The 25,380-nt window shown below is 64.9% G+C and carries 24 protein-coding genes; 16 read left to right on the forward strand and 8 right to left on the reverse strand.

What is annotated here, in order from left to right; all coding sequences use genetic code 11:
* Positions 1-38 precede the first annotated feature (38 nt).
* From QQL28_RS29880 to QQL28_RS29895, 4 genes are all read left to right on the forward strand, one after another.
* Positions 39-986 (forward strand): TAXI family TRAP transporter solute-binding subunit, encoded by a 948-nt coding sequence (locus tag QQL28_RS29880; RefSeq protein WP_284271265.1) that lies wholly within the window; start codon positions 39-41, stop codon positions 984-986.
* A gap of 112 nt (positions 987-1,098) precedes the next feature.
* Positions 1,099-3,207, forward strand: a complete 2,109-nt coding sequence (locus tag QQL28_RS29885; protein WP_284271266.1) for a TRAP transporter permease — start codon at positions 1,099-1,101, stop codon at positions 3,205-3,207.
* A complete protein-coding gene (locus QQL28_RS29890) occupies positions 3,168-3,581 on the forward strand; it encodes a DUF1850 domain-containing protein (RefSeq protein ID WP_284271267.1) in 414 nt (137 codons plus the stop codon). The genes QQL28_RS29885 and QQL28_RS29890 overlap by 40 nt, the downstream gene beginning before the upstream one ends.
* A 94-nt stretch (positions 3,582-3,675) precedes the next feature.
* Positions 3,676-4,482 (forward strand): SDR family NAD(P)-dependent oxidoreductase, encoded by an 807-nt coding sequence (locus QQL28_RS29895; RefSeq protein ID WP_284271268.1) that lies wholly within the window; start codon positions 3,676-3,678, stop codon positions 4,480-4,482.
* A gap of 71 nt (positions 4,483-4,553) precedes the next feature.
* Here the strand turns inward: QQL28_RS29895 and QQL28_RS29900 are convergent, their stop codons facing one another.
* A complete protein-coding gene (locus tag QQL28_RS29900) occupies positions 4,554-6,098 on the reverse strand; it encodes a cation:proton antiporter (RefSeq protein WP_284271269.1) in 1,545 nt (514 codons plus the stop codon).
* Positions 6,099-6,243: 145 nt separating this feature from the next.
* Between QQL28_RS29900 and QQL28_RS29905 the strand changes: the two genes are divergently transcribed.
* The 5 genes from QQL28_RS29905 to QQL28_RS29925 all read left to right on the forward strand — a co-directional run bounded on the left by QQL28_RS29905 (position 6,244) and on the right by QQL28_RS29925 (position 11,461).
* On the forward strand, positions 6,244-6,972 hold the full coding sequence (locus tag QQL28_RS29905; RefSeq protein WP_284271454.1) for a tetratricopeptide repeat protein: 729 nt from the start codon (positions 6,244-6,246) through the stop codon (positions 6,970-6,972).
* Between the two features lie 110 nt (positions 6,973-7,082).
* The gene (locus QQL28_RS29910) at positions 7,083-8,480 is read left to right on the forward strand and encodes a tetratricopeptide repeat protein (protein ID WP_284271270.1); all 1,398 of its coding nucleotides are present in this window, start codon (positions 7,083-7,085) and stop codon (positions 8,478-8,480) included.
* 327 nt (positions 8,481-8,807) lie between these two features.
* Entirely contained in the window at positions 8,808-10,730 is a 1,923-nt protein-coding gene (locus tag QQL28_RS29915; RefSeq protein ID WP_284271271.1) for a propionyl-CoA synthetase, read from the forward strand.
* A 229-nt stretch (positions 10,731-10,959) separates the two neighbouring features.
* Positions 10,960-11,229, forward strand: coding sequence for a hypothetical protein (locus tag QQL28_RS29920; protein ID WP_284271272.1), 270 nt, complete (start codon positions 10,960-10,962; stop codon positions 11,227-11,229).
* A 25-nt stretch (positions 11,230-11,254) separates the two neighbouring features.
* The gene (locus tag QQL28_RS29925) at positions 11,255-11,461 is read left to right on the forward strand and encodes a DUF6494 family protein (protein WP_284271273.1); all 207 of its coding nucleotides are present in this window, start codon (positions 11,255-11,257) and stop codon (positions 11,459-11,461) included.
* 343 nt (positions 11,462-11,804) lie between these two features.
* Here QQL28_RS29925 and QQL28_RS29930 read toward each other — a convergent pair whose 3' ends face one another.
* Positions 11,805-12,497, reverse strand: coding sequence for a DUF1013 domain-containing protein (locus QQL28_RS29930; protein WP_284271275.1), 693 nt, complete (start codon positions 12,495-12,497; stop codon positions 11,805-11,807).
* Between the two features lie 256 nt (positions 12,498-12,753).
* On the opposite strand from QQL28_RS29930, the gene ispH reads away from it, so the two are divergent.
* Genes ispH through rnhA form a run of 3 tightly spaced genes read left to right on the forward strand, consistent with a single transcriptional unit; the run spans position 12,754 to position 15,173 of the window.
* Positions 12,754-13,722, forward strand: coding sequence for a 4-hydroxy-3-methylbut-2-enyl diphosphate reductase (gene ispH, locus QQL28_RS29935; RefSeq protein WP_284271277.1), 969 nt, complete (start codon positions 12,754-12,756; stop codon positions 13,720-13,722).
* 6 nt (positions 13,723-13,728) lie between these two features.
* A complete protein-coding gene (locus tag QQL28_RS29940; protein WP_284271278.1) occupies positions 13,729-14,712 on the forward strand; it encodes a homoserine kinase in 984 nt (327 codons plus the stop codon).
* Positions 14,709-15,173, forward strand: a complete 465-nt coding sequence (rnhA, locus tag QQL28_RS29945; protein ID WP_284271279.1) for a ribonuclease HI — start codon at positions 14,709-14,711, stop codon at positions 15,171-15,173. The genes QQL28_RS29940 and rnhA overlap by 4 nt, the downstream gene beginning before the upstream one ends.
* 164 nt (positions 15,174-15,337) lie before the next feature.
* On the opposite strand, the gene QQL28_RS29950 is transcribed toward rnhA, so the two are convergent.
* The 6 genes from QQL28_RS29950 to QQL28_RS29975 form a co-directional block, all read right to left on the reverse strand.
* Positions 15,338-15,823, reverse strand: a complete 486-nt coding sequence (locus QQL28_RS29950; protein WP_284271280.1) for a peroxiredoxin — start codon at positions 15,821-15,823, stop codon at positions 15,338-15,340.
* A gap of 109 nt (positions 15,824-15,932) precedes the next feature.
* Positions 15,933-16,487 carry a DUF924 family protein gene (locus tag QQL28_RS29955; RefSeq protein ID WP_284271281.1) on the reverse strand — a complete coding sequence of 185 codons (555 nt, stop codon included), beginning with the start codon at positions 16,485-16,487 and terminating at the stop codon, positions 15,933-15,935.
* A 17-nt stretch (positions 16,488-16,504) separates the two neighbouring features.
* The gene (locus QQL28_RS29960) at positions 16,505-18,190 is read right to left on the reverse strand and encodes a long-chain fatty acid--CoA ligase (protein ID WP_284271283.1); all 1,686 of its coding nucleotides are present in this window, start codon (positions 18,188-18,190) and stop codon (positions 16,505-16,507) included.
* Between the two features lie 190 nt (positions 18,191-18,380).
* Positions 18,381-19,853 (reverse strand): serine hydrolase, encoded by a 1,473-nt coding sequence (locus tag QQL28_RS29965; protein ID WP_284271285.1) that lies wholly within the window; start codon positions 19,851-19,853, stop codon positions 18,381-18,383.
* Between the two features lie 181 nt (positions 19,854-20,034).
* On the reverse strand, positions 20,035-21,831 hold the full coding sequence (locus tag QQL28_RS29970) for a glucan ABC transporter ATP-binding protein/ permease (protein WP_284271286.1): 1,797 nt from the start codon (positions 21,829-21,831) through the stop codon (positions 20,035-20,037).
* Positions 21,832-21,922: 91 nt separating this feature from the next.
* On the reverse strand, positions 21,923-22,981 hold the full coding sequence (locus QQL28_RS29975) for an ABC transporter substrate-binding protein (RefSeq protein WP_284271287.1): 1,059 nt from the start codon (positions 22,979-22,981) through the stop codon (positions 21,923-21,925).
* Between the two features lie 232 nt (positions 22,982-23,213).
* Here QQL28_RS29975 and QQL28_RS29980 point away from each other — a divergent pair, with 232 nt between their 5' ends.
* From QQL28_RS29980 to QQL28_RS29995, 4 genes are all read left to right on the forward strand, one after another.
* Positions 23,214-23,567, forward strand: a complete 354-nt coding sequence (locus QQL28_RS29980; protein WP_284271288.1) for a hypothetical protein — start codon at positions 23,214-23,216, stop codon at positions 23,565-23,567.
* A 119-nt stretch (positions 23,568-23,686) separates the two neighbouring features.
* Complete coding sequence (gene hisE, locus QQL28_RS29985; protein WP_284271290.1) at positions 23,687-24,091, forward strand: phosphoribosyl-ATP diphosphatase; 405 nt, start codon at positions 23,687-23,689, stop codon at positions 24,089-24,091.
* A gap of 60 nt (positions 24,092-24,151) precedes the next feature.
* On the forward strand, positions 24,152-24,754 hold the full coding sequence (locus QQL28_RS29990; protein ID WP_284271293.1) for a YqaA family protein: 603 nt from the start codon (positions 24,152-24,154) through the stop codon (positions 24,752-24,754).
* A 64-nt stretch (positions 24,755-24,818) separates the two neighbouring features.
* Positions 24,819-25,358, forward strand: a complete 540-nt coding sequence (locus QQL28_RS29995; protein ID WP_284271295.1) for a hypothetical protein — start codon at positions 24,819-24,821, stop codon at positions 25,356-25,358.
* Positions 25,359-25,380 lie beyond the last annotated feature (22 nt).

Consider the following 25,380-nt stretch of genomic DNA (forward strand, 5'->3'; position numbering starts at 1 on the left):
CGGCCATTTTCGCCGCCGGTTTGGGGAGATAAAAAATCATGAAATTGAAGTTGATCGGCGCAGCCTCAGCTCTTGCTCTGGCGGCGTCGGTGTCGTGTGCGCAGGCACAATCGTTCATCAACGTGCTGACCGGCGGCACCTCCGGCGTCTACTATCCGCTCGGGGTCGCGATCGGAAAAATCTACGGCGACAAGATTCCGAACGTGAAGACGCAGGTGCAGGCCACCAAGGCGTCGGTCGAGAATCTCATCCTCTTGCAGCAGGGTCGCGGTGAACTGGCGTTCACGCTCGGCGACTCCCTCAAGGCGGCCTGGGACGGCGAGGAGGAGGCGGGCTTCAAGAACAAGCTCGACAAGCTCCGCACCATCGGCGCGATCTATCCGAATTACATCCAGATCGTCGCGACCGCCGAGAGCGGCATCAAGACGCTGGCCGACCTCAAGGGCAAGAGCCTCTCGGTCGGCGCGCCGAAATCCGGCACCGAGCTCAACTCGCGCGCGATCCTCACGGCTGCCGGCATGAGCTACAAGGATCTCGGCAAGGTGGAATATCTTCCGTTTGCCGAGTCCGTCGACCTCATGAAGAACCGCCAGCTCAACGCGACGCTGCAATCGGCGGGCCTCGGCGTTGCCTCGCTGAAGGACCTCTCGACCTCGAGCCCGATCACGGTGGTCGCTGTGCCCAAGGAGACCATCGACAAGATCGGCCCGCCTTTCATCTCTGCCGTGATCCCCGCGAACACCTACACCGGTCAGGACAAGGACGTGCCCACGGCGGCGGTGGTGAACTATCTCGTCACGAGCTCCGCGGTCTCGGATGATCTCGCCTATCAGATGACCAAGCTGATCTACGAGTCCTTGCCGGAGCTCGCCAATGCGCATGTCGCCGGCAAGGAGATCAAGCTCGAGACGGCGGCCACCGGCAGCCCGGTTCCGCTGCACCCCGGCGCGATCCGTTATTACAAGGAAAAGGGGCTGATCAAGTAATACAGGTGTCATGGCCGGGCTTGACCCGGCCATCCATCCTCCATGAATCATCTTTTGATGGATGCCCGGGTCAAGGCCGGGCACGACGATTTCAGGGCGCGGGGGCATATCGATGTTGCAGGCGGAGGGCGCTGAGGCGCCCATCAAGGTCGAATTCGACAATTTCGAGCATGGCTTTCCGGAAGGATTCGGCCCGGGCTGGTGGGGCCATCTTGCCTACTGGATCGGCATCGCGTTTGCGGCCTTCCAGCTCTATGTCGCCGCCTTCAACTATTTGCCGAGCCAGGTGGTGCGCGGCGTCCATGTCGGCTTCCTCTTGCTGCTGACCTTCGGCCTGATCGGCAACTTCACTGCTAGAAGCGATGTCGGCCGCGCGATCGGCTGGCTGATCGGCGGCGCCGGATTTCTGTGCGGCCTCTATCAATGGATCTTCTATGCCGATCTGATCGCGCGCGACGGTGATCCGACGCGAGCCGACCTCGTGGTCGGCACGCTGCTCGCGGTGCTGATCTTCGAGGGCACGCGGCGGCTGATGGGCGCGGCGCTGCCTTTGATGTGCGGCGCGTGTCTCATCTACTGGTTCTTCGGCCAGTACCTGCCGTCGCCGCTCAACCATCGCGGCTATGACTTCGACCAGATCGTCACGCATCTGTCCTTCGGCACTGAAGGCTTCTACGGCGTGCCGATCTACGTCTCGGCGACCTACATCTTCCTGTTCATCCTGTTCGGCTCGTTCCTGGAGCGCGCCGGCATGATCCAGCTCTTCACCGACGTCTCGCTCGGCCTGTTCGGCCGCACCCGCGGCGGCCCGGCGAAGGTGGCGGTGTTCGCTTCGGGCATGATGGGCACGATCTCGGGCTCGGGCGTTGCCAACGTCGTGACCGTCGGCCAGTTCACGATTCCCCTGATGATCAAGTTCGGCTATCGCCGCGCCTTTGCCGCCGGCGTCGAAGCCACCGCCTCGATGGGCGGGCAGATCATGCCGCCGGTGATGGGCGCGGTCGCCTTCATCATGGCGGAGACGCTCGGCGTCCAGTACTCGGAAATCGTGAAGGCGGCCGCGATCCCCGCAGTGCTCTACTTCGCGTCCGCGTTCTGGATGGTCCACCTGGAAGCCGGCAAGCACGGGCTCACCGGCATGAAGCGCGCGGAGATCCCGAGCGCCTGGAAGGCGCTGGTGACGCGCTGGTATCTCGTGCTGCCGCTCGCAGCGCTCGTCTACATGCTGTTCGAAGGCTTTACGCCGCTCTATGCCGGCAGCATGGGCCTTGCTCTGACGGTGGCGCTGATCCTGGGAGCGAGCATCACAGCGGGTGCCTCGGCCATGGTGATCCGCTACATCTTCTGGATCGGGCTTGCGCTCGTCGTCGCCGCGCTGTCACGCGACGGCCTCCAGATCGTGCCGGTCTCATGCGTCGTCGTCGCGCTGATCGTGATCACTGCCTTCGTCCGCGGCGGCCTTGCGTCCCTGCGCGCCTGCCGCGATGCTCTGGCCGAAAGCGCCAAATCCGCCATCACCGTCGGCATGGCCTGCGCCATCGTTGGAGTCATCATCGGCATGATGTCGCAGACCGGCGTCGGCACCATCTTTGGCGGCTGGGTGATCGGTCTTGGTGAGAAGAGCCTGTTTTTGGCGCTGATCATGACCATGCTGCTGTCGATCCTGCTCGGCACCGGCATTCCCACGATCCCGACCTACATCATCACCGCCGCGCTCGCCGCGCCCGCGCTGGCAAAGCTGGGCGTGCCTCTGATCGCGAGCCACATGTTCGCGTTCTACTACGGCATCATGGCCGACCTGTCGCCGCCGGTTGCGCTCGCAGCGCTCGCCGCTGCGCCCATCGCGAAGGAGAACCCCGACAAGATCGGTTGGGAGGCCATGCGCATCGCGCTCGCCGGCTACGTCATCCCCTTCATCTTCGTCTATTCGCCGGCCTTGATGCTCCAGGCCGGCGATCCCATGGCGGCAAAGCTCGGCTTCTACGGCGCGGTGGCGCTCGCGACCTTCAAGGCGCTGGTGGCGATCGGCCTGTTCGGCATGGTCGCGATCGGCTTCTTGTTCACGCGCCTCACGCTCGTCGAGCGCGCGCTCGCGCTCGGCGCGGCGCTCTGCCTGCTCGGGGAGTTTCCGCTTAGCGACACCATCGGCTTCGTGCTGACGGCAATGATCGTGCTCTGGCAATGGCGGCAGCGCCCGCCGGCTGCGGTCGAGGCGGTGTGAGCCTCTGCCTCGCATCCGCAGGAGCTGTGAAGGCGCTGGCGCTCACGGCATTCACGCTGGTGTGGACGCATTCGATCGAGAAGATCGACTGGCAGGAAGACTGGCGCGTCACGCCGGCTGGCCTCGAACTGGTACAGGCGCGCGTCAAGGGCTCCGGCGCCGGCATGGAGCCGCCGCCCGAGGCGCGGCTCGTCGATGGCTGGTTTCAGTGGCAGCCGAAGCGTCCGCCGATGCAGGAGGTCGTGCTCGGCAATTCCGGCGCGGCCGGCGAGTGGCGGTTGTGCCATGATGGTGCCTGCCAGACTCTTTCGGAGATTGTCGGGCATTCCATTGGTGCTAACGTCACAAAAATGAGTGTCTGCAAGGATCCGTAGCCCGGATGAGCGAAGCGATATCCGGGAACAGTCGCCCCGGATATCGCTTCGCTCATCCGGGCTACGACAAACAACAACACGGGAGACAGACGCGATGGATCGGCTCAAGGGCAAGGTTGCGATGGTGGTCGGCGCCGGCTCGATTGGCCCGGGCTGGGGCAACGGCAAGGCGACCGCGGTGACCTTTGCGCGCGAGGGCGCGTCGGTGTTTTGCGTCGACCGCAGCGGCACTGCTGCCGAGGAGACGGCGAAGATCATCACGAGCGAGGGCGGCAAGGCGGCCGCCTTCACCGCCGACGTTTCGCGCGCGGGCGACATCGAGGTGATGGTCGCGGCGTGCCTCAAGGCCTATGACCGCATCGACGTGCTCGACAACAATGTCGGCATCGCCGAGATGGGCAGCGTGGTCGAGGTGACCGAGGAGAGCTGGGACCGCGTCTTCACCGTCAACCTCAAGAGCGCCTATCTCACGATGAAGCAGGTGATCCCGGTGATGGCAAAGCAGGGCGGCGGCTCGATCATCAACATCTCCTCGATCGCCTCGATCCGCCACATGGGCCTGTCCTACGTCACCTACGGCACTTCGAAGGCCGCCATGAACATGATGACGCGCACCACGGCGGTCGAGTTCGCGCGCCACCATGTCCGCGTCAACGCGATCCTGCCCGGCCTGATGAAGACGCCGATGGTCGAGCATTCCGCGGGTCTCGCCGCCAGCTACGCCAAGGGCGACGTTGAAGCGATGTGGCGCGCCCGTGATGCCCAGGTGCCGATGGGCCACATGGGCGATGCCTGGGACGTCGCCAACGCCGCGCTGTTCCTGGCATCCGATGAGTCCAAATACGTGACGGGCATCGAACTCATCGTCGACGGCGGTATCACCTGCAAGTCGGGGGCGTAGGCGGCGGACGTACACTCCGCCGTCGTCCTGGCTTTCGCCAGGACGACGAGAATGCGGCAGCACCGCGCGCATCATCCCCCAGCGCTCAGCTCCGCGCGGTCGAGCTCCTCCTCGAGCTTGTGAAACGCATCGTCGCCGATCACCTCGGTGGCGCGCAGGTCGAAGATGGTCTTGCGGGCCGCGTCGATGGCGCGGCGGCGCAAGGGGTCAGCGGGCAGCTCGCCGCTGGCGACGCCGCCATCGGGATCGTTCTCGGCCTGCATCAGGATGGCGCGATATTCCAGCCGCAGGATTTCCGCTTCCTCCGACGGATCGCTCTCGATCGCATCCAGCGCCGCGCGATAGGCAAACGCGCGTGCGCGCGCGACCTCGACGCCGACGGGATCGTCGTCCTTGAGCCCGAAGGCCAGGATCAGCGGCCGCAGCGTCAGGCCCTGGATCACCAGCGATCCCAGCACCACTGCAAAAGCGCTGAAGACGATGAAGTCGCGATAGGGAAAGTGTTCCGGCAGCGCGAACGCGGTGGCGAGCGTCACGAGCCCGCGCATGCCGCACCAGGCGATGATGATGCCGCCCTTGGGCGAAGCCACCGCGTTCGGGTCCTTCGGGTGATAGATGCCGTGCGCGATCAGCACGCGCAGGATCGTGCGATAGGTCATCACCCAGCCGAGCCGCACCAGGATTATCGTGAGCAGGATCCAGCCTGCGGCCACGCAATACTCCCAGCGCACCTCCTGCGCGAGGCGCGACCAGATCGGCTGCACCTGCAACCCGATCAGCATGAAGGCGAGCACGTTGAGCACAAACACCGTCGTCTCCCACACCGCGTAGGAGGGCACGCGCAGCCGCGCCGGCATGCGCGCCGGCGCCATGCGCGCGATGGTCATGGCGTAGACGACAATGGTCAAAATGCCGGAGAGGCCGAGATGCTCGGCGCCGATCCAGATCATGAAGGTGGTGGCGAACTGCACGATGATCGCGCTCGGCGCTTCCGTGATCCGCGTGATGAACAGCGGCATTACGCGCGCGGCGAGAAGGCCCGCGACGACGCTGCCGCCGAGCGCCAGTGCGACCGTCGGCCCGATCTGGCTCCACTTCAGATGCTCCATCGCGACCGCGCCGACCGCGATGCGATAGATGAGCAGCGAGCTTGCGTCGTTGAGCAGGCTTTCGCCCTCCAACACCTTCACCATGCGGTAGGGCAGTCGCACCTGGCTCAGGATCGCGACTGCGGCGGCGGCGTCCGGCGGCGCCACGATCGCGCCAAGCGCAACCGCGGCGGCCCAGGGCATGTCCGGGATCAGCCGGTGCGCGACAAATGCCACGCCGGCCGTGGTCAGGCCGACCGCCGCCACGACCAGCGTCGAGACCGGAACCCAGTTGTTGCGAAGATCGCGCAGCGAGGTGTCGTAGGCGGCATCGAGCAGCACCGGTGCGACAAAAAGAGCCAGAGCGAGGTCAGGCTCGAGCGTCCAGCTCGGGCTCGCCGGCACGAAGGCGATCGCCGCACCGCCGATGGCGAGAAAGGTCGGGTAGGGGACCTTGATCCGCCGCGCCAGCGCCGATAAGGCAACGGCGCCGAGCAGCAATGCGATGATCCATTCGAAGGTCGACACGAGATATCCCTGAAAACCTCAACGGAGCGATGCGATAAGCTAGCATCTATCCGGATGTATAATGGACAAACTCTTCACCAAGCGAGCATTTCCGACCACAACCACGATGCGTCCACCCGTTCTGATTCCGAGCCTTTGCGCCGCCATGATCCTGTGCGCGCTGTCGGCCCATCAAGGCCGGGCCGCGACCGGCGGCGAGCCGGCTGCGGTCGGGCAGGTCGACGTTGCGCCGTGCCTCGCTGCAACGAGCGCCGACGACGTCGAGAAGGCGACATCCGCCTGCGCTGACGTGATCGACAACGAGAAGACGGGCAAGCCCGATCTGGTCAAGGCGCTGGTCGCGCGCGGCGCGCTGCTTGCGCTGCACGACCAGATCGATCGCGCCATTGCCGATTACAGCCGCGCGCTTTTGCTCGATCCCTCGCTCGCCGACGTCTTCAACGCCCGCGGCGAGCTTTGGCTGAAGAAGGGCGACCGGCCCAAGGCCGTGCAGGATTTTGGCGCGGCGCTGCGGATCAATCCCAATCACGGGAAGGCCAGGGCCAACCACAAGGCGATGGCGCAGGAGCTCGAGCGCCTCGGCGCGCAGATGGCGATCGCGGGCAAGCCGAGCTTCAACTGCGCGCGCGCCCGCCGTGCCGTGGAGAAGGCGATCTGCGGCAGTCCCGAGCTTGCCGATCTCGACCGCGAGATCTTTGCTGCCAATGCGCGCGTCTTGCGCGAGGCCCGTAGTCCTGTGGAAGCCAAAACCCTCCAGCGCGAGCAGGACGATTTCATCGCCCGCCGCAACACTGAATTCGGCCGGGCGGGCTATGATCTGAAGAAGGCGATGAAGGATCGCCTGCAGCGGCTGAACGGAGTGGATGGGTATTGAGGGTCGCCCCTTTCCCCGTAAGAACGGGGAGAGGGAGAAAACCCGCGCGCTTGAACCTGTCTCCGCGCGACTGCGACAACGGAGAAAGCCGTCGTCACGGAGCCATCGCCATGTGCGGTCCGCATCATTGCGCGCAACTCTCGTTCCTTGCCAGATCCGCGCTGCTTGGCGCCAGCCTTGCGCTCGGCCTCGCCCTTGCTGCCGGCCCCGCCGCGGCGGGCGGTAGCGCGGTCGATTGCGTGCTCGGCAGCAAGGAGCCCATTCCGCGGCTGATCGCGGCCTGCACCGCCATCATCGACCAGACCGCAAATCCGGCCGTCGACCGCGCCGCCGCGCTGGTGGTGCGCGCCGATGCCAATGCGAAAACCTCCGGCGGCTCGTCGGACGCACTGATGGATCTCGACCGTGCCGTCGCGCTCGATGGCAGGAACGCCCGAGCTTATCGCCTGCGCGGCGATCTCCTGCGCGAGGCCGGCGGTGATCTCAACCGCGCGGCGGCTGATCTCAGCAAGGCGATCGAGCTCGATCCGCAGGATGCCGAAGCCTACGAGCTGCGCGGCGTGGTCTATACCAATCAGCGCCGGCTCGACCGCGCCATTGCCGATTACGACCAGGCGATCAAGCTGAAGCCCGACGATGCCCAGGCCTGGTCCGATCGCGGCGCGACCTGGTATCTGCGCGGCGACCATGAGAAGGCGATACGGGATCTCAGCGAAGCGCTTCGTCTCGATCCGAACCACGCGCGCAGCTACGCCAACCGCGGCGCCGCCTACAAGAAGCTCGGCCAGCTCGACAAGGCCATTGCCGACGACAGCGAGGCGATCCAGCTCGATCCCACGGACGCGGAATTCTACGACAATCGCGGCCTGTCCTATGCGGAAAAGGGCGAATACGACAAGGCGATCGCCGATTACGACCAGGCGCTCAAGCTGGAGCATCGCCCGAACTTCTTCACCAACCGCGGCGATTCCTACCAGTTCAAAGGCGAGCTCGGTGCTGCGCTCAGCGACTATGATGCCGCGCTCAAGCTCGATCCGAACTTCGCGCTCACCTACAACAACCGCGCCGTGCTCTACGGCAAGATGGGCGAGCGCAAGAAGGCGCTGGCCGATTACGAGACGGCGCTGCGGCTCGATCCCGGCAACGAGAATGCGGCTGACGGTCGCCGCACCATGATCGCGGAGATCGCCAAGTTCGGCGCTCAGCCGGCGCGCCCGCTGCATGCGCGGTCCGCCGACGACAGCGGCCCGTCCTTCGATTGCGCCACGGCCAAGCGCGAGGTCGAGAAGGTGATCTGCGCCGATCCGCAGCTGGGCGTGCTCGACCGCCACATCGCCGACACCTATGCGCGCGTGCTGAAATCGTCGAGCGGCCGAACCGCCGCCGATCTCCGCCGCACCCAGCGCGATTTCCTGAGTGCCCGCAACACGAGCTTCGGCCGGCCGGGTTACGATCTGAAGAAGGCCATGCAGGAACGTTTGCAGCGGCTGAACGGGATGGACAGTTGAGGTTCTCTTCACCTCGCCCCGCGTGCGGGGGGAGGCCGCAATGCGCGCGAAGCGCGGATTCCGGGTGAGGGGAGCTTCCGCAAGTACAGCTGTCACCGTTTTCGCGGAAGCTGCCCCTCACCCCAACCCTCTCCCCGTAAGAACGGGGAGAGGGAGCCCACGGCCGTCACACGTTCGCCCAAAAGACCCATCCTTTTCAGCTTGAACCGTGGCCCGTTCCCGGGAAAATACCCGCCAAACAGCGCGGGCGATTGACCCTGATCATGGCGGAACAGCGCTTTCGCCGTCAGGTCAAAGCCAGCGAATAAGAGGAAACGGGAGCCGGCTATGAACGTCCAAGGAAGCCTCGAAGGAAAGCGCCGATATCACGAGGTCCATGCGCGCTCGCTGGCCGATCCCGAGAGCTTCTGGGCCGAAGCCGCGCAGGAGATCGACTGGATCGAGCCGGCGAAGAAGATTTTCGACCCCACCCAGGGTACCTATGGCCGCTGGTTCACCGGTGCCGTCGTCAACACCTGCTACAACGCGCTCGACCGCCACGTCGAACGCGGCCGCGCCGACCAGCTCGCGCTGATCCACGATTCACCGCTCACGAACAGCATCACGAAATTTACCTATGCCGAGCTCCTGAAAGAGGTGCAGGCGCTCGGCGCCATCATGCAGGATTTCGGCGTCGCGAAAGGCGACCGCGTCCTCCTCTATATGCCGATGGTGCCGGAGGCCGTGGTCGCCATGCTCGCCTGCGCGCGCATCGGCGCGGTGCATTCGGTGGTGTTCGGCGGCTTTGCCGCCAAGGAGCTCGCCACCCGCATCGACGATGCGGAGCCCAAGCTGATCCTCTCCGCAAGCTGCGGCATCGAGCCGGGTCGCATCGTGCAGTACAAGCCGCTGCTCGACGAGGCGATCAAGCTCGCGACAGCGAAGCCAAAAGCCTGCATCATCCTGCAACGTCCGCAGCACGTCTGCGCGCTGACGCCGAGCCGCGACTATGACTGGGCGAGCCTGCGCCGCAAGGCGCTGAACGACGGCAAGCGCGCGCCTTGCGTGCCGGTGGCGGCCACCGATCCGCTCTACATCCTCTATACGTCGGGCACGACCGGCATTCCCAAGGGCGTGGTGCGCGACAATGGCGGGCATCTGGTCGCGGTGAAATGGTCGATGTTCAACCTCTATGGCGTCAAGCCGGGCGAGGTGTGGTGGTGCGGCTCCGACATCGGCTGGGTGGTCGGCCACAGCTACATCGTCTACGGCCCGCTGATCCATGGCGCGACCACGGTCATGTATGAAGGCAAGCCGGTCGGCACGCCCGATGCGGGCGCGTTCTGGCGCGTGATATCGGAGCACAAGGCGGTGGCGCTGTTCACCGCGCCGACCGCCTTCCGTGCGATCCGCAAGGAGGATCCGGACGGACAATTCATCCGGCAATACGACCTGTCGAAATTCCGCACCCTGTTCCTCGCCGGCGAGCGCGCCGATCCGCCGACGGTGGAATGGGCGGAAGCGCAGCTGAAGGTGCCTGTCATCGACCATTGGTGGCAGACCGAGACCGGCTGGTGCATCGCCGGCAATCCGGTGGGCGTCGGCATGCTGCCGGTGAAGCACGGCTCGCCGACCGTGCCGATGCCGGGCTACCAGGTCGACGTTGTCGATGAAGCGGCCAAGCCCGTTGCCGCCAACACCATGGGCTCGATCGTCATCAAGCTGCCGATGCCGCCGGGCTGCCTGCCGACGCTGTGGAATCAGGACGCGCGCTTCAAGGAAGCCTATCTCACCGAATTCCCCGGCTACTACAAAACCTCGGATGCCGGCTACAAGGACGAGGACGGCTATGTCTGGGTCATGGGCCGCACCGACGACATCATCAACGTCGCCGGCCACAGGCTGTCGACCGGCGGCATGGAGGAGATTCTCGCCTCGCATCCCGATGTCGCCGAATGCGCCGTGCTCGGCATCAAGGACGCGATCAAGGGCGAGGTGCCCTGCGGCTTCCTGGTGCTGAAAGCGGGCGTCAAGCGCGCGCCGGCGGAGATCGAGAAGGAGATCATCGCGCTGGTGCGCGACAAGCTCGGCCCCGTGGCGGCCTTCAAGCTCGCCATCACCGTCGGCCGCCTGCCCAAGACGCGCTCCGGCAAGATCCTGCGCGGCACCATCAAGAAGATTGCCGATGGCGAGCCCTGGACCATGCCGGCCACCATCGAGGATCCCAAGGTGCTGGATGAAATCGGGGATGCGTTGAAGGGGAGGGTGTGAGGCGAAGTGCGTCCTGCGCGCGCCAAGTGGGGCGCGGCGGCGCGGCCCTCATCCCCGCTGTCATCACCCGCGAAAGCGGGTGATCCAGTACGCCGCGGCGGCTGTGAGAATCTCGGACGTCTCTGGAATACTGGATTCCCCGCTTTCGCGGGGAATGACGAAAGTGTGCTGCGGGACTTACATTTTCCTCATTCCGCGCTACAGAGTGCCGGCACATCGAGGACCCCTTATGCCGATCACGACCGCGTCGCGCCTTCTCACTGTTGCTCTGCTTGCGCTGGCCCTTTCCGCCTGCGCCGCGCGCAACCAGGCGCCGGTGGCGATGGGCAACGACGATGACGACGCCGTCTGCCAGAGCCGCGGCTATGCGCAGGGCTCGCCCGAATACGTTGCCTGCCGCAAGGACCGCGATGTCCAGCGCAGCGCCGCGACTGCCCGTGCCGATCGCCGCCAGCGCGATCTCGGCGAGTACATGCTCAACCATCCGGAACGGCCGTAAGCCGTCCCGGTCAAGGGAGGCGGTCATGAACGAAGACCAGTTCAACACGTCCTTGCGTAAATTCCTCAAGCAAGTCGGCGTCACCTCGCAGCGTGAGATCGAGAAGGCCGTGCGCGATGCGATCGCGGCGGGCAGGATTAAAGGCCACGAGAAGCTCAACGCGAAGATGGTGCTGACCATCGATGGCGTCGGGCTCGTCCACGAGGTCAACGACGCGATCGAGCTGGGCTGATCTGACGGGCGAGCGCGCGTTCGCTGTTTGAGATCCCGACGAGATGCCAGCACAACGTTGCGCTCGCCATGACGACGTGGAGGCACACTGTCTCCACCAGTGTCGTCCTGGCGAAAGCCAGGACCATAATCCCAGGGCTATGTTGCTACACACCCTTTGGCCCCGGCTGGCCGCAACAACGTGCAGTCGAGGTAATGGGTCCCTGGCTTTCGCCAGGACGACAGCAGGGGCGTGTTGCTGTCACAAGACCGCCGATGCGCTTGGCTGAGGGCGCCCAACAAAAACGCGGCGGGTTGGCCCGCCGCGTTGAAATGATCTTCGACGTTCAGCCGAGGAGCGAAACCTACTCCTCGTCGTCCTGCTTCTTGCCGCCGAGCGTCTTCAGCTTGGCGAACACGGCGTCGACGTTGAGATCGTCGCTGCTCTTCTCGGCCGACTCGTATTCGTCCTTCTTCGTGGTCTCGGAGGCCGGCAGCAGGGTGGCGCCGCCATAGGCTGCGTCGATCGGCTTTTCCTTGGCGGCGCGCGCCACCTCGAAATCGAGCTCGATCTGCGAGCAGAGGCCGAGGGTGACGGGGTCGATCGGCGTCAGCGCCGAGGTGTTCCAGTGGGTGCGGTCGCGCACGCTCGCGATCGTGCTCTTGGTCGTGCCGACCAGGCGCATGATCTGGGCGTCCTTCAACTCGGCGTGGTTACGCAGCAGCCAGAGGATGGCGCTCGGGCGCTCGTGGCGGCGCGAGACCGGGGTGTAGCGCGGCCCCTTGCGCTTGGGCTGGGGCGGCAGCACCACCTTGCTCTCCTGGAGGCGGAGCCGGTAGTCGGGGTTGTTCTCGCCCTTCTCGATCTCCTCGCGGGTCAACTGGCCGTTGGAGAGGGGATCCATGCCCTTGATGCCCTGGGCGGCGTCGCCGTCGGCGATCGCGCGCACCTCCAGGGGGTGCATCTTGGTGAAATCGGCGACCTGATCGAAGGTCAGCGCCGTGTTGTCGAGCAGCCAGACGGCGGTCGCCTTGGGCATCAGAGGTGCGTTGCTCATGGGCAAATCTCCTTTGTGCTTCGCCCACCTCTTTGGAGGCGAAACCGGGGGTCATCAGCGATGACGGGAATTAACCCCTATATACGCCGTGAGGGGCCACTCACGCAATGGTTCTGCTATAGATAGTGCCTTGACAGGGCCCGAAAGGGGGCCCAAGTCCCTGTGAAGTCCCTAGCAGTCCGTACCTAAGCTTATTCCATCCATCGACCGTTCCCGGGCCCGTCGGCCGAGGGTGATTCGGTCTCGAGATCGCTTCATGTCAGCCAAACCAGACCTCAAGATCGTGCTTTGTTCTCCCCGCGGCTTCTGCGCGGGGGTGGTGCGGGCCATCGACACCGTTGAGCGGGCGCTCACCATGTATGGTGCCCCGGTCTATGTTCGCCATGAAATTGTGCACAACAAATATGTCGTCGACGGGTTGAAGAAGAAGGGCGCGATCTTCGTCGAGGAGCTGGCCGAAATTCCGGAAAATACCACCGCTCCCGTGGTGTTTTCGGCCCATGGCGTGCCGAAATCGGTTCCGGCCGACGCGCAATCCCGCAACCTGTTCTCGCTGGATGCGACCTGCCCGCTGGTGACCAAGGTGCACCGCGAGGCCGCGATCCACTTCAAGCGTGGCCGCGAGATCTTCCTGATCGGCCATTCCCATCATCCCGAGGTGGTCGGCACCCTTGGCCAGCTCCCGGTCGGCGCCGTGACCCTGATCGAGACCGCCGAGGATGCCAAGACCATCGCGCCGAAGGATCCGAACAACCTCGCCTTCGTGACCCAGACCACGCTGTCGATCGACGACACCGCGGAGATCGTGGCGCTCCTGAAGGAGCGCTTCCCGAACATCAACGGGCCGCACAAGGAAGACATCTGCTACGCCACCACCAACCGGCAGCTCGCGGTGAAGAAGGTGGCTCCTGTGGTCGATGCGCTGATCGTGGTCGGTGCGCCGAACTCATCGAACTCGCAGCGCCTGCGCGAGGTTGCCGAGCGTGAGGGCTGCAGGATCGCCGTGCTGGCGCAGCGTGCCGCCGACATCGACTGGGATCGCTTCGGCAACATCGAGAGCCTCGGCATCACCGCGGGCGCCTCGGCGCCGGAAGTGATCGTCGAGGAGATCATGGACGCCTTTGCCGAGCGCTACACGCTGCATGTGGAGACGGTGTCGGCCGCGGAAGAGAACGAGTTCTTCCCGCTGCCGCGCTCGCTGCGCCCCGAAGCCGCTGCCGAGTAGTCTTGTATGGCGGTCTACACCGACGTCGCCGCCGACGAGCTTGCGGATTACCTGAGCCAATACGATCTCGGCGAATTGCTCTCCTACAAGGGCATCGCCGAGGGCGTCGAGAATTCCAACTTCCTGCTGCACACCAGCAAGGGCTCGTTCATCCTCACGCTCTATGAGAAGCGCGTGGCGAAGAACGACCTGCCGTTCTTCCTCGCGCTGATGACGCATCTCGCCGAGCACGGCATCAACTGTCCCTTGCCGGTGAGGGCGAAGGACGGCGAGGCGCTGCACGAGCTTGCGGGACGGCCTGCGGCGATCATCACCTTTCTCGAAGGCGTCTGGCCGCGCAAGCCGAACGCCACGCATTGCGTGGGCGTCGGCGACGCGCTGGCGAAGATGCATGTGGCCGGCGCCAATTTCGCGGTCCGGCGCCCCAACGCGCTCTCGGTGTCCGGCTGGCGGCCGCTGTTCGATTCTGCTGCCGCCCGCGCCGACGAGGTGCAGCCGGGTCTGCGTGCGTTCCTCGAAGCCGAGCTAGACCATCTCTCGAGCGGTGTCTGGCCCAACAACCTGCCCGAGGGCGTGATTCACGCCGACCTGTTCAACGACAACGTCTTCTTCCTCGGCGACCGGCTCTCCGGGATCATCGACTTCACCTTCGCCTGCAACGACATGTTCGCCTATGACATCGCGATCTGTCTCAACGCCTGGTGCTTCGAGCCGGATCATTCCTTCAACGTCACCAAGGCGCGCGCCTTCCTCAATGCCTATGGGCGCGTGCGAAAGTTGACCGAGGCGGAGGAAGCCGCGCTGCCGCTGCTGGCGCGGGGGGCGGCGATCCGCTTCCTGCTGACGCGGCTGGTCGACTGGCTCAACGTCCCGCCGGGCGCGCTGGTCAAGCCCAAGGACCCGCTGGAATATGTCCGCAAGCTGCGCTTCCATCAGAGCGTTTCGAGCGTGCGCGACTATGGCCTCTTGCCGTCGGGACTGGTCGCGTGAGCGAGCTGCCCAATGTCACGATCTTCACGGACGGCGCGTGCTCGGGCAATCCCGGGCCCGGCGGCTGGGGCGCGATCCTGAAGTTCGGCGACAAGGAGAAAGAGCTGAACGGCGGCGAGCGCCACACCACCAACAACCAGATGGAGCTGATGGCGGCGATCTCGGCGCTCGAAGCCTTGAAGAAGCCCTGCACCGTCGATCTCTACACCGACAGCCAATATGTCCGGCAAGGCATCACCGGCTGGATCCACGGCTGGAAGCGCAACGGCTGGCGCACCGCCGACAAGAAGCCGGTGAAGAACGTCGAGCTATGGCAGCGCCTCGACGCCGCGTTGAAGGCGCATGAGGTGCGCTGGCACTGGGTCAAGGGCCACGCCGGCCACCCCGAAAACGAGCGCGCCGATCAATTGGCGCGTGACGGGATCGCGAAGGCAAGGTTGCAGACGCGGGTTAGGGAGTAGGGCGTTGACGTACCCGCCTCATTCTCAACTGTCATCGCCCGCGAAGGCGGGCGATCCAGTACGCCGCGGCGGTCGTTGTGAATCTCGCGGCCTCTGGAATACTGGATGCCCCACTTTCGCGGGGCATGACAGTGTCGTTTGTGGCTAAGAGCGGCGCGTAAAGCTCAGAGCTGCCCGAGCAGCGTATCGCCGCCGGAGACCTCGACCTTGCCAGGCATTGCCTCGAGGTTGAGCTTCTTCACCACGCCGTCCTCGACCAGCATCGAGTAGCGCTTGGAGCGGATGCCGAGGCCGTTGGCGGAGGCGTCAAGCTCCATGCCGATCGCCTTGGCGAAGTCGGCATTGCCGTCGGCGAGGAAGATGGCCTCGTCGCGCTGGTCGGTGTCGCGCTTCCAGGCGTTCATCACGAAGGCGTCGTTGACGGAGACGATGGCGATCGTGTTCACGCCCTTGTCCTTCATGGCATAGGCGTTGAGGAAGATGCTCGGCAGATGCATCTTGTGGCAGGTGCCGGTGTAGGCGCCGGGCACCGCGAACAGCGCCACTTTCTTGCCCTTGAAGATGTCGTCGGTCGATTTGACCTGCGGACCCTCCGCCGTCATCACGCGGAATTTCGCCTCCGGCAGCTTGTCGCCAACTTGGATCGCCATCGTCAGTCTCCCTGAAAATCGGTTCCGCTTTGTAGACCGTGCGGCCGCGACGCACAATATTTCCGATGCCCAATGCGGCAGGACTTGCAGGCCCTTCACCGTGATGTCATCAGCCGGAAAAACCGCCCTCATCCAGGAACGTCTGCTCCTCCGCCGTGGTCGCGCGGCCGAGGATGCGATTGCGGTGAGGGAAGCGTCCGAACCGGCGGATGATGTCGGCGTGCTCCTCGGCGTATTTCAGGTTGTCGCTGTCGTCGATTTTCCGGAACAGCGCGACGCAGTGCAACTGGTCGGGCAGATGCTCCGAATGCATGAAAGGCAGGTAGAAGAATTCGCGCAAGACGGAATCGACCCGCCCGTCGGCGCCGCGGGCGAGCGCCCGGCCTGCCACCTCGCGGGCCTGCTCATCGCTCGCATAGGTCAGCGCGTCGCCGCGGAACATGTTGCGGGGAAACTGGTCGAGCACGATGACGAGCGCCAGCGCGCCGTCATCGCTCGCTTCCCACGACGACAAGTCCCCATTCGCCGCGCGCCGCCACAGTTCGAGAAAGCGGCTCCGGATTTCGGCATCGAAAGCATCGTCGCGCTTGTACCAGCGCTCGTCGCCGGCCTCGCGCCAGAAGGCGAGAACGCCTCCTGGCGTGATGTCGCTGACGTCGGTCACAGCGAAACAGCCGTGGCTTACGCCGCCTCGGCCTTCTTCTCGTCCCGGAGCTGCCGGCGCAAGATCTTGCCGACATTGGTCTTCGGCAGATCGGTCCGGAACTCGATGTGCTTGGGCACCTTGTAGCCGGTGAGCTGCTCGTGACAGAACTTGATCACGTCCTCGGCCGTCAGGTTCGGGTCCTTCTTCACCACGAACGCCTTCACCGCCTCGCCCGACTTCGCATCGGGAATGCCGATCACCGCGCATTCGAGCACGCCCGGATGGCTCGCGATCACTTCCTCGATCTCGTTCGGATAGACGTTGAAGCCCGAAACCAGGATCATGTCCTTCTTGCGATCGACGATCTTGATGTAGCCCTTCTCGTCCATCACGCCGATGTCGCCGGTGCGGAAATAGCCGTCCGCGGTCATGACCTTGGCGGTCTCCTCGGGCCTGTTCCAGTAGCCCGACATCACCTGCGGGCCCTTGGCGCAGATTTCGCCGGGCTGTCCCAGCGCGACCTCGTTGCCGTCGTCGTCGCGGATCGAGATCAAGGTCGAGGGCACGGGAATGCCGATCGAGCCGGAGAACTCGGTCGTGGTCGCCGGATTGCAGGTGAGGGTCGGCGCGGTCTCCGACAGGCCGTAGCCTTCCGCGATGAAGCAGCCGGTCACCGCCTTCCACTGCTCTGCGACCGGGCGCTGCACGGCCATGCCGCCGCCGTTGGAGATCTTCAGCTTGGAGAAGTCGAGCTTCCTGAAGTCGGGATGGTGCATCAGGCCGTTGTAGAGCGTGTTGACCGCCGGGAAGCTGTTGACCTGGTACTTCGCCAGCTCCTTGACGAAGCCGGCGATGTCGCGCGGGTTGGGGATCAGCAGATTGCAGCCGCCGGCGCGCACCGCGAGCAGGTAGCAGGCCGTCAGCGCGAAGATATGATAGAGCGGCAGCGCGCAGACGATCAGGAGCTGGTCGACCTGCGGCGGCGCGGCAAGCGCCGGCTGGAGCCAGGCGTCGTTCTGGAGCACGTTGGCGACGATGTTGCGGTGAAGCAGCGTAGCGCCCTTGGAGACGCCGGTCGTGCCGCCGGTATATTGCAGGAAGGCGACGTCGCCGGGCGACAGTTTCGGCTTGTTGAAGGTCGCGCCGCGGCCCGCCGCCAGCGCATCGTTGAAGGCGATCGCGCCCGGCAGCGAATAGGCCGGCACCATCTTCTTCACGCGGCGAACGACGAGGTTGACGATCACGCCCTTGAAGCCGAGCAGGTCGCCCATGCTCGCCATGATGACGTGCTTGACGGACGTCTTGGCGATCACCTGCTCGACGGTATGGGCAAAATTCTCCAGCACGATGATGGCTTCGGCGCCGGAATCCTTGAGCTGGTGCTCGAGTTCGCGCGGCGTATACAGCGGGTTGACGTTGACGACCGCGAAGCCCGCGCGCAGCACGGCCGCGGTCGCGACCGGATATTGCAGCACGTTCGGCATCATGATCGCGACGCGCGCGCCGCGTTGCAGGCCGCGGCTTTGCAGATACGAAGCAAGCGCGAGCGACATCTGGTCGAGGTCGCGATAGCTGATCGCCTTGTCCATGCAGATGAAGGCCTTGCGGTCGGCGAACTTCGCACAGCTCTCCTCCAGGAGATCGACCAGCGATGCGTATTGCGTCGGCTCGATATCGGCGGGCACGCCGGGCGGATATTGTTTGAGCCAGATGCGCTCCATAGGTACTCCCCTCCTAAACCAGAGCCCGATGTGTCTCAGGCTTGCCTCGTTGCACGCAGTATCGAGCCTGCCGCAACCGGTGGCAAGCTGTTGAGGCTTAGGACAAAGGTCCGGAAGTGGCTACTGGAATCCTCGCAAACGGCGCTGCCGCAGTTGCGAAGTGCGGGTGAGGCCGTCGGCCGGCGCGCCGTTAACTGTTATTGGGCGCAGGCTTGGCCGCGGGCTTGGTGGTCGCCTTCGGCTTGGTCGGTTTGGCAGCGGAATCGCTGTTCGCCGCCGGCTTTTCCGCGGGCTTCGCAGCCGTGTCGGGCTTGGCATTGGCGTGCTTGACCGGCTTGGCTGCGGGTTTGGCTTCGCCCTTCGCATCGGGCTTGGCATCCGGCTTGGCATTGAGCTTGGCGCTCGACTTGGCGTCCTTGCCCGCATCTTTCGGCTTGTCGGTCGCCTCAGGCTTCTTCGCCGCAACGCGCGACTTCTTGCCACGCGCCCGCGGCGTTACCTGCTGGTCGGCATCGGCCGCGACCGCCGCAATCAGGGCGGCGCCGCTTCGGGTCGGGCCGGTATAGACGGGGACGGGCTCGGCCGGCGTCGCCGCCGAGGCAAGCAGGTCGGAGGCCTTCATGAGGGGCGGCTGGAGGCCTGCCGTGAAGAACGTGACCTGCGCTGCACCGGCGGTCGGGGATGCCGAGTCGGCATTGCCGCCGTTGGTTGCGATCAGCGCATCGTCGTCGTCGCTCGCCGGGCGCTTGCGGTGGCCGCCGCACATCTCGTCGCGCAGGTTCGGCGGCGAGGCGTCGACCGGCGCGAGGCTGTCGACCGTGCCGAGCGAGGGACGCAGCCACGACAGATTGTCCTGCGAGAAGCCGCGCTCGAGAAGCTGCGCCGCCTTGATCGCACGCGCGGTGCCCGAATTGGCGCCGAGCACCACCGCGATCAGCCGCCGTCCGTTGCGGGACGCCGAGGCCACGAGGTTGTAGCCGGAGGCGCAGATGAAGCCGGTCTTGAAACCGTCGGCGCCGGGATAGCGGCCGATCAGCTTGTTGAAGTTCGGCGTGATGCGCTTGCCGAAGCGGATCGCCGGAATGTGCACGAAATATTCGTATTCCGGCAGGTCGCGCAGGAACGAGCGCGCCAGGATTCCGAGATCGCGCGCCGAGGTGATCTGGCCGTCGGCGGGCAGGCCGTTCGGATTGACGTAGCTCGTCTGCGTCATGCCGAGCTTCTGCGCGGTCTGGTTCATCATCGCGGAGAAGCCGTCGATCGAACCGCCGACGCCTTCGGCGAGCACCACGGCCATGTCGTTCGCCGACTTGACCATCATCATCTTCAGCGCGTTGTCGACGGTGACCTGCGTGCCGGGACGAAAGCCCATCTTCGAGGGCGATTGCGAAGCGGCTGTCGGTGAGACCGTCAGCAGCGAGTCGAGCGTGAGCTTGCCGTCCTTCACCGCCTTCAGCGTGACATAGGCGGTCATGATCTTGGTGACGGACGCCGGATACCAGGGGATGGTTGCATTGTCGGCCTGCAGGACCTTGCCGCTCTCGGCCTCGATCAGCAGCAGCGCCTCGGCGCGCGCATCACGCGGCGCAAGCAACACCAGCGCGGCGGCTACGACGGCCAGGTTCAACGGGGCAAGGCGAAGCAGCGGGCGAAAGAAGTGCACTATCCGATTCCGGTCCTTGGAGAGCCGCTCGAAAATGCGATTCTCATGATCTGAGGTTCGGGTTTGAAGCGTATGTCAGCGCCGCCGCTTGCGGCGGATGCAAACCTATACCGGCTCGTTCACCGAGAACAGGGGCCAAGCCGTGTATTCAGCGATGAAATAGGCCGAATTTCGGCAGTCCTTACTGGGACTTCACGGCCGTTGGAGCGGCCTCGGCGGCACTGACGCTCGCCCGTGCATTTTCCTGCACCATGAACTGGGCCTTGGCGAGCGCGGCGAAATGGCCGCCTTTGGCCACGAGTTCATCGAAAGTTCCGCTTTCGATCACGCGGCCGCTGTCGAACACCAGGATTTTGGTGGCATGGCGGATGGTCGACAGGCGATGCGCGATCACGAACGTGGTGCGACCTCGCATCACTTCATCGAGAGCTGCATTCACCTTGGTTTCGGTGACGGCATCGAGCGCGCTGGTGGCCTCGTCTAGGATCAGGATCGGCGGGTCCTTCAGCAGCGCACGTGCGATCGACAGCCGCTGCCGCTCGCCGCCGGACAGCATGCGCCCGCGCTCGCCGGCATTGGTCTCGAACCCGCCGCTGCGCTCGATGAAGTCGAGCGCCTGCGCGCGTTCGGCCGCGAGGCGCATGTCCGCGTCGGTTGCGTCCGGCTTGCCGACGCGCAAGTTTTCCGCGATCGAGCGGTTGAACAGCAGCGCCTCCTGGAACACCACGCCGATGTTCCGCCGCAGCGCCGTGAGCTTCAGCCCGCGCACGTCCATGCCGTCGATCTTGATGAAGCCGGACTGCGGATCGAACGCGCGGTGCAGAAGCGCGATCGCGGTCGACTTGCCGGCGCCGGTCGCGCCGACCAGCGCGATGGTCTGTCCGGGCAGTGCGGTGAAGGAGAGGTCCTCGACCGCCGGCCGCTTGCCGTCATAGGAGAAGGTGACGTCGTGGAATTCGACGAGGCCCGAGAGGCGACCGGTGTCGATCGCATTGGGCCCGTCGTGTACGGCAGGCACGGCGTCGAGCACGTTGAAGAATTCGCGCAGGCGCGGCGCTTCCATGAAGACGTTGTTGACGAAGCTCACGACCTGCTCGAGCTTCTGGATCAGCAGCGTTGCAAAGCTCACGAACATCACGATCTCGCCGACCGTCGTCAGCCCCTGGTCGTGCAGCGCGATGCCAAGCGTGAAGATCGCGAGCACCGTGATGGTGGTGGAGGCGCGCGTGATCACGGTGACGAGTGCCCACCAGGACAGCACCGGCATTTGCGCGGCGAGCAACTGATCGGCAACGAAGCGCAGTCCCTGCACCTCGGCTTCGACGCGCACGAAACTCTGTACCAGCGCGACGTTGCCGAGCGCGTCGGAGGCGCGCGCGGAAAGGTCGCTATAGTGCTCCTCGACCGTCATCTGCATGCCGTAGGTCCTGCGCACGACGAAGGTCGTCAGCGCCGTGAACACGACGCAGAGCGCGAACAGCAGGATCGCGAGACGCCAGTTCAGATAGAGCGACAGCGGCAGCAGCACGATCACCGACAGGATCGCGGCAAAATGCTCGCGGAAGAAGCCGAGCCACAGCCGCCACAGCGCGTCGGTGCCGTTGAGCATCACCTTCATCAGCCGCCCGGAATGGGTGCCGGAATGGAAGGTCAGCGGCAATTGCAGAATGTGCTCGAAATAGCTCGTCAGCACCGCCTGGCGCTGGCGATGGGCGAGCCGGTCGGCATGCAGCGCCACCAGCGCGCTACAGCCGATCGTGAACAGCCCGAACGCGACCCAGGCGAGCAGGAACGGCCATGCCGAGTTCGAGCCGGCGACGGTCTTGCCGGAGAGCACGTCGACGATCCTGCCGAACAGCACGGGCTCGGCGAACTGCGCCGCCGCGAGCAGCAGATTGGCGACCGCCAGCAGCCAGCCCAGCCGCGCCTCCTTGCCGAGCAGCTCGAGAACGCGGGTATAGAGACGAAGGATCGACATGAACGCACGGCACTCGGACAGGCGGGATCGAACGAGGCGGCATTCTAATCTGGGATGGGCCGCAAGATACAGTCGAAGCCGTCAGTTTTATTCAATTGATCAACCGGCCAGCCATCGGCGGCAGGAACTGTTCGTCGAAAATATCGCTCGTGGCGGGGCGCCTGCGGAACTTGAAATCCTGCGCGATCTGGGCGATCGCACGATCGAAGCGGACGGGATCGACGCCGCCGAGGCCGTTGCGCCGGACCTCGTCGGTCAGGATGTTGTCGGCCAGCACGGTGGACAGCCGCGCGAGTTCGAGATCGCGCACGCCGTCTTCCATCCGGCTGACGACCTCGTCGACTGCGCGCTCCGGCTCTTTGACCGTTGCATTGAGCCCGCCGATCAGCGCGCGCACGAATCCTTTCACGGCGTCCGGCTTCGACGCGGCAAAGGACGGGTTCACGACCACGGCAAAGCCATAGGCCTCGCAGCCATAATCGGCATAGCGCAGCACCGCGAGATCGTCGGCCGGCACGCCGCGGTCGCGCAAATTCACCGCCGACAGATAGCTGAAGCCGGCGACGGCATCGACCTGTCCGGCGGACAGGATCGGCTCGCGCACGGCGGCACTCATCTTGTAGAATCTCACATGCGCCGCGTTGACCCCGTTCTGATGTGCGAGCGCCGGCCACAGCCGGATCGAGAGATCGCTGTCGGCAACGCCGACCGTCTTGCCCTCGAGATCGGACAGCGTATGGATGCCGCGGCTCCTGCGCGCGACGATCGCGTAGGGCGCGCGGTTGAACAGAACGAACACCGCCTTGATCGGCGCGGCGTCCGTTCTGTCACGAAAGCGGATCAATTCGTTGATGTCGACGAGGGCGAGATCGATGTCGCCCCTAGCGATGCGCGCAAGCGCGTCCGGCGAGCCTGCGGCGCTATTGAACGACACGACAAGATGCTCGGCGCCGAACAGCCCGTCCTTGGCCGCCATGAAGAACGGCGCCATGCTCGCTTCAATCGGGCGGTCGAAACTGAACTGGATCGCGACATGCCGCGCGGCGTCATCCGCGGCGCTCGCCGCGCCCGGGTGCGAACACGCCAGTACCGTGAGCCCGATCCAGAGAGCCAACAGGCCGCGGGAGAGGAATGTCGGGCATGCGCGCATGAATTCACGCCGGACTGCGTTGTTTCTTTTTGGTGACGCCTGCAAAGCGCCGGCAGCGGTCATCCTGGCCGATCAAACCTGAACGGTTGATGAGCGGAATGCGTCACGATTTCGCAATCTCCGCGCGAATTTGTCGCCGTTCAGCTTGTGTTGGGGTTGGGGAACCCAACATGGGATGCCGGGGTTTTAGGAATAAGCCTGCCCGCAGGCACCCGTTGGAGGCCCTTTTGTCATGTTCGACCGAGCTTCGAAATTTGTTGGCCGCAAGGCCATCCTTGCCACCGCCGCCGTGCTGGCGCTGACGACTGCCGCACCCTCGGCATCGTTCGCGGGCGGCCGCCATTGGCATGGCGGCGGCGGGGCGGCTGCGGCCGCTGCCTTCGCCGGCATCGTTGGCACGGGCCTGGCGATTGCCGCCGCCCGCGATTCGTACGCCTATGACTACGGTGGACCCGCCTACTACGGTGGGCCGGCCTACTACAGGGGCCCGGTCTATTACGGAGGCCCGGCCTACTACGGCAGGGGCTATTACGGCTACGAGGAGCCGCGCTACGGCGGCTACACCAATCCGCCGCCAGCCTACTAGCCTTCGGCCACCAAACGTTGACCAAAACAGGCCGTCGCGCTTGCCGCGCCGGTCTGTTTTTTGCTTTTATTGTCGGACGTTAACGCGTCTGCCATTGGTTTAGAGTAACTTTGAGTACCATGAGTGATTCGCTTGAGCGGCTATATCTGGCTGTGCTCGCGGCCAGGGATCTTGATCCGGCAACATCGCGTACCGCCCGGCTGTTTCAGCGCGGCCCGGCCAAAATGGCGAAAAAACTGGCTGAGGAAGCCATCGAGGTGGTCATCGACGCCGTTCATGGCGACAGCGAAGCCGTGATCCGGGAAAGCGCCGACCTGCTCTACAATCTCACCGTGCTCTGGGCCTCGGCGGGTGTGCGGCCTGAGGACGTGTGGCGCGAGATGGCGCGGCGGGAAGACATGCTCGGCATCGCCGAGAAGCTGCCGAAATCGCCGATGAAGTTGCCCAAAGTCACCTCGCCCCGTGTCGCAGCCCGGCGGCCAATTGTCGCGCTCGAGGGCCGCACGGCGCGCAAGCGCCACTAGAAGCGCTACAAATCGGCCCCATCTCGCCATATCCAATCTCGGCATGGACAAATCCCTCCCATGGTGCTTCATCGCGGCGCCATGCTGAAACGTATCTACGACTGGTGCATCGACGCCGCCCACAAGCCTTATGCGCTCTGGATCATGGGCGCCGTGGCTTTCGCAGAAAGCTCGTTCTTTCCCATCCCTCCGGACGTGATGCTGATCCCGATGTCGTTGGCGCGCCCGCAGCGCGCCTGGGTCTACGCCGCCGTCTGCACTGCGACCTCGGTGCTGGGTGGCATTTTGGGCTATGCCATCGGCGCGCTGCTCTACGACTCGGTCGGCCACTGGCTGATCCAGGTCTACGGTCTCGGTGACAAGGTCGACGCGTTCCGTTCCTCCTACGCGGAATGGGGCGCGGTGATCATCCTGCTCAAGGGCCTCACACCGATCCCCTACAAGCTGGTCACCATCACGTCGGGCTTCGCCGGTTACAATATCGGCCTGTTCATCCTCTGCTCCATCGTCGCGCGCGGCGGGCGCTTCTTCGTCGCCGCGGTGCTGCTCAACCGTTACGGCGACTGGATCCGGGACAGGCTCGAGGAGCGTCTCGGATTGTGGGTGGCGATCGGCGCCGCGCTGCTGGTGCTCGGCTTCGTGGTCGCGATCAAGCTGATCTGATCAAGCTTAGCTAGCGTCGCGCGAGGCGCTTTGCCGCCGCGCCAGCTTCGGCTACGGTTCCGACATGATGGTTCGATCCGGAAACCCGGTCATACTCATCCGGATGCTTGTGTCAGCGGTGCTTCTCGTCCTGCCTGGCACCGCGGGGCCGGGACGGGCGCAATCAACGGCGCCGTCGCTCGGCCTTCAGGAGCCGGGACCGCAGGCGCCGCCGCCACAATCGACGCCTCCATCGTCCGCGCCACCGGCACGCGAGGAGAATCCCGGGCTGATCAACGAAATGGGCAAGCTGTTCGACAAGCTGCCCTCGATCCTGCCGCCGATCAAAAGTCCGAGCGAAACCATCGACGATCTGTCGCGCATGGCAAAGCCATCGACCATGGTGTCCGGGCGCGTAGCCTGTCCGGCCTCGTCAAACGGCGCGCCCGATTGCAAGCAGGCTGCCGACAGGCTCTGCCAGGGCCAAGGCTACAAGGAAGGCAAAAGCCTGAACGCGGACTCCGCGCAAAGCTGCTCGGCAAAGGTCCTGATTCCCGGTCGGCCCCGCAAGCCGGATGACTGCCGCACCGATACGTTCGTCACCAGCGCGCTGTGCCAGAACTGAGGCGATGACACCGCGCGCGAGC

The organism is Bradyrhizobium iriomotense, assembly GCF_030160715.1.
GTDB classification, from domain to species: domain Bacteria; phylum Pseudomonadota; class Alphaproteobacteria; order Rhizobiales; family Xanthobacteraceae; genus Bradyrhizobium; species Bradyrhizobium iriomotense.

Coding starts and splice junctions, on each gene's coding strand:
- QQL28_RS29880 (WP_284271265.1), top strand. CDS start 39: ATGAAATTGAAGTTGATCGGCGCAGCCTCAGCTCTTGCTCTGGCGGCG.
- QQL28_RS29885 (WP_284271266.1), top strand. CDS start 1,099: ATGTTGCAGGCGGAGGGCGCTGAGGCGCCCATCAAGGTCGAATTCGAC.
- QQL28_RS29890 (WP_284271267.1), top strand. CDS start 3,168: ATGGCGGCAGCGCCCGCCGGCTGCGGTCGAGGCGGTGTGAGCCTCTGC.
- QQL28_RS29895 (WP_284271268.1), top strand. CDS start 3,676: ATGGATCGGCTCAAGGGCAAGGTTGCGATGGTGGTCGGCGCCGGCTCG.
- QQL28_RS29905 (WP_284271454.1), top strand. CDS start 6,244: ATGATCCTGTGCGCGCTGTCGGCCCATCAAGGCCGGGCCGCGACCGGC.
- QQL28_RS29910 (WP_284271270.1), top strand. CDS start 7,083: ATGTGCGGTCCGCATCATTGCGCGCAACTCTCGTTCCTTGCCAGATCC.
- QQL28_RS29915 (WP_284271271.1), top strand. CDS start 8,808: ATGAACGTCCAAGGAAGCCTCGAAGGAAAGCGCCGATATCACGAGGTC.
- QQL28_RS29920 (WP_284271272.1), top strand. CDS start 10,960: ATGCCGATCACGACCGCGTCGCGCCTTCTCACTGTTGCTCTGCTTGCG.
- QQL28_RS29925 (WP_284271273.1), top strand. CDS start 11,255: ATGAACGAAGACCAGTTCAACACGTCCTTGCGTAAATTCCTCAAGCAA.
- QQL28_RS29930 (WP_284271275.1), bottom strand. CDS start 12,497: ATGAGCAACGCACCTCTGATGCCCAAGGCGACCGCCGTCTGGCTGCTC.
- ispH (WP_284271277.1), top strand. CDS start 12,754: ATGTCAGCCAAACCAGACCTCAAGATCGTGCTTTGTTCTCCCCGCGGC.
- QQL28_RS29940 (WP_284271278.1), top strand. CDS start 13,729: ATGGCGGTCTACACCGACGTCGCCGCCGACGAGCTTGCGGATTACCTG.
- QQL28_RS29950 (WP_284271280.1), bottom strand. CDS start 15,823: ATGGCGATCCAAGTTGGCGACAAGCTGCCGGAGGCGAAATTCCGCGTG.
- QQL28_RS29960 (WP_284271283.1), bottom strand. CDS start 18,190: ATGGAGCGCATCTGGCTCAAACAATATCCGCCCGGCGTGCCCGCCGAT.
- QQL28_RS29970 (WP_284271286.1), bottom strand. CDS start 21,831: ATGTCGATCCTTCGTCTCTATACCCGCGTTCTCGAGCTGCTCGGCAAG.
- QQL28_RS29975 (WP_284271287.1), bottom strand. CDS start 22,981: ATGCGCGCATGCCCGACATTCCTCTCCCGCGGCCTGTTGGCTCTCTGG.
- QQL28_RS29980 (WP_284271288.1), top strand. CDS start 23,214: ATGTTCGACCGAGCTTCGAAATTTGTTGGCCGCAAGGCCATCCTTGCC.
- hisE (WP_284271290.1), top strand. CDS start 23,687: ATGAGTGATTCGCTTGAGCGGCTATATCTGGCTGTGCTCGCGGCCAGG.
- QQL28_RS29990 (WP_284271293.1), top strand. CDS start 24,152: ATGGTGCTTCATCGCGGCGCCATGCTGAAACGTATCTACGACTGGTGC.
- QQL28_RS29995 (WP_284271295.1), top strand. CDS start 24,819: ATGATGGTTCGATCCGGAAACCCGGTCATACTCATCCGGATGCTTGTG.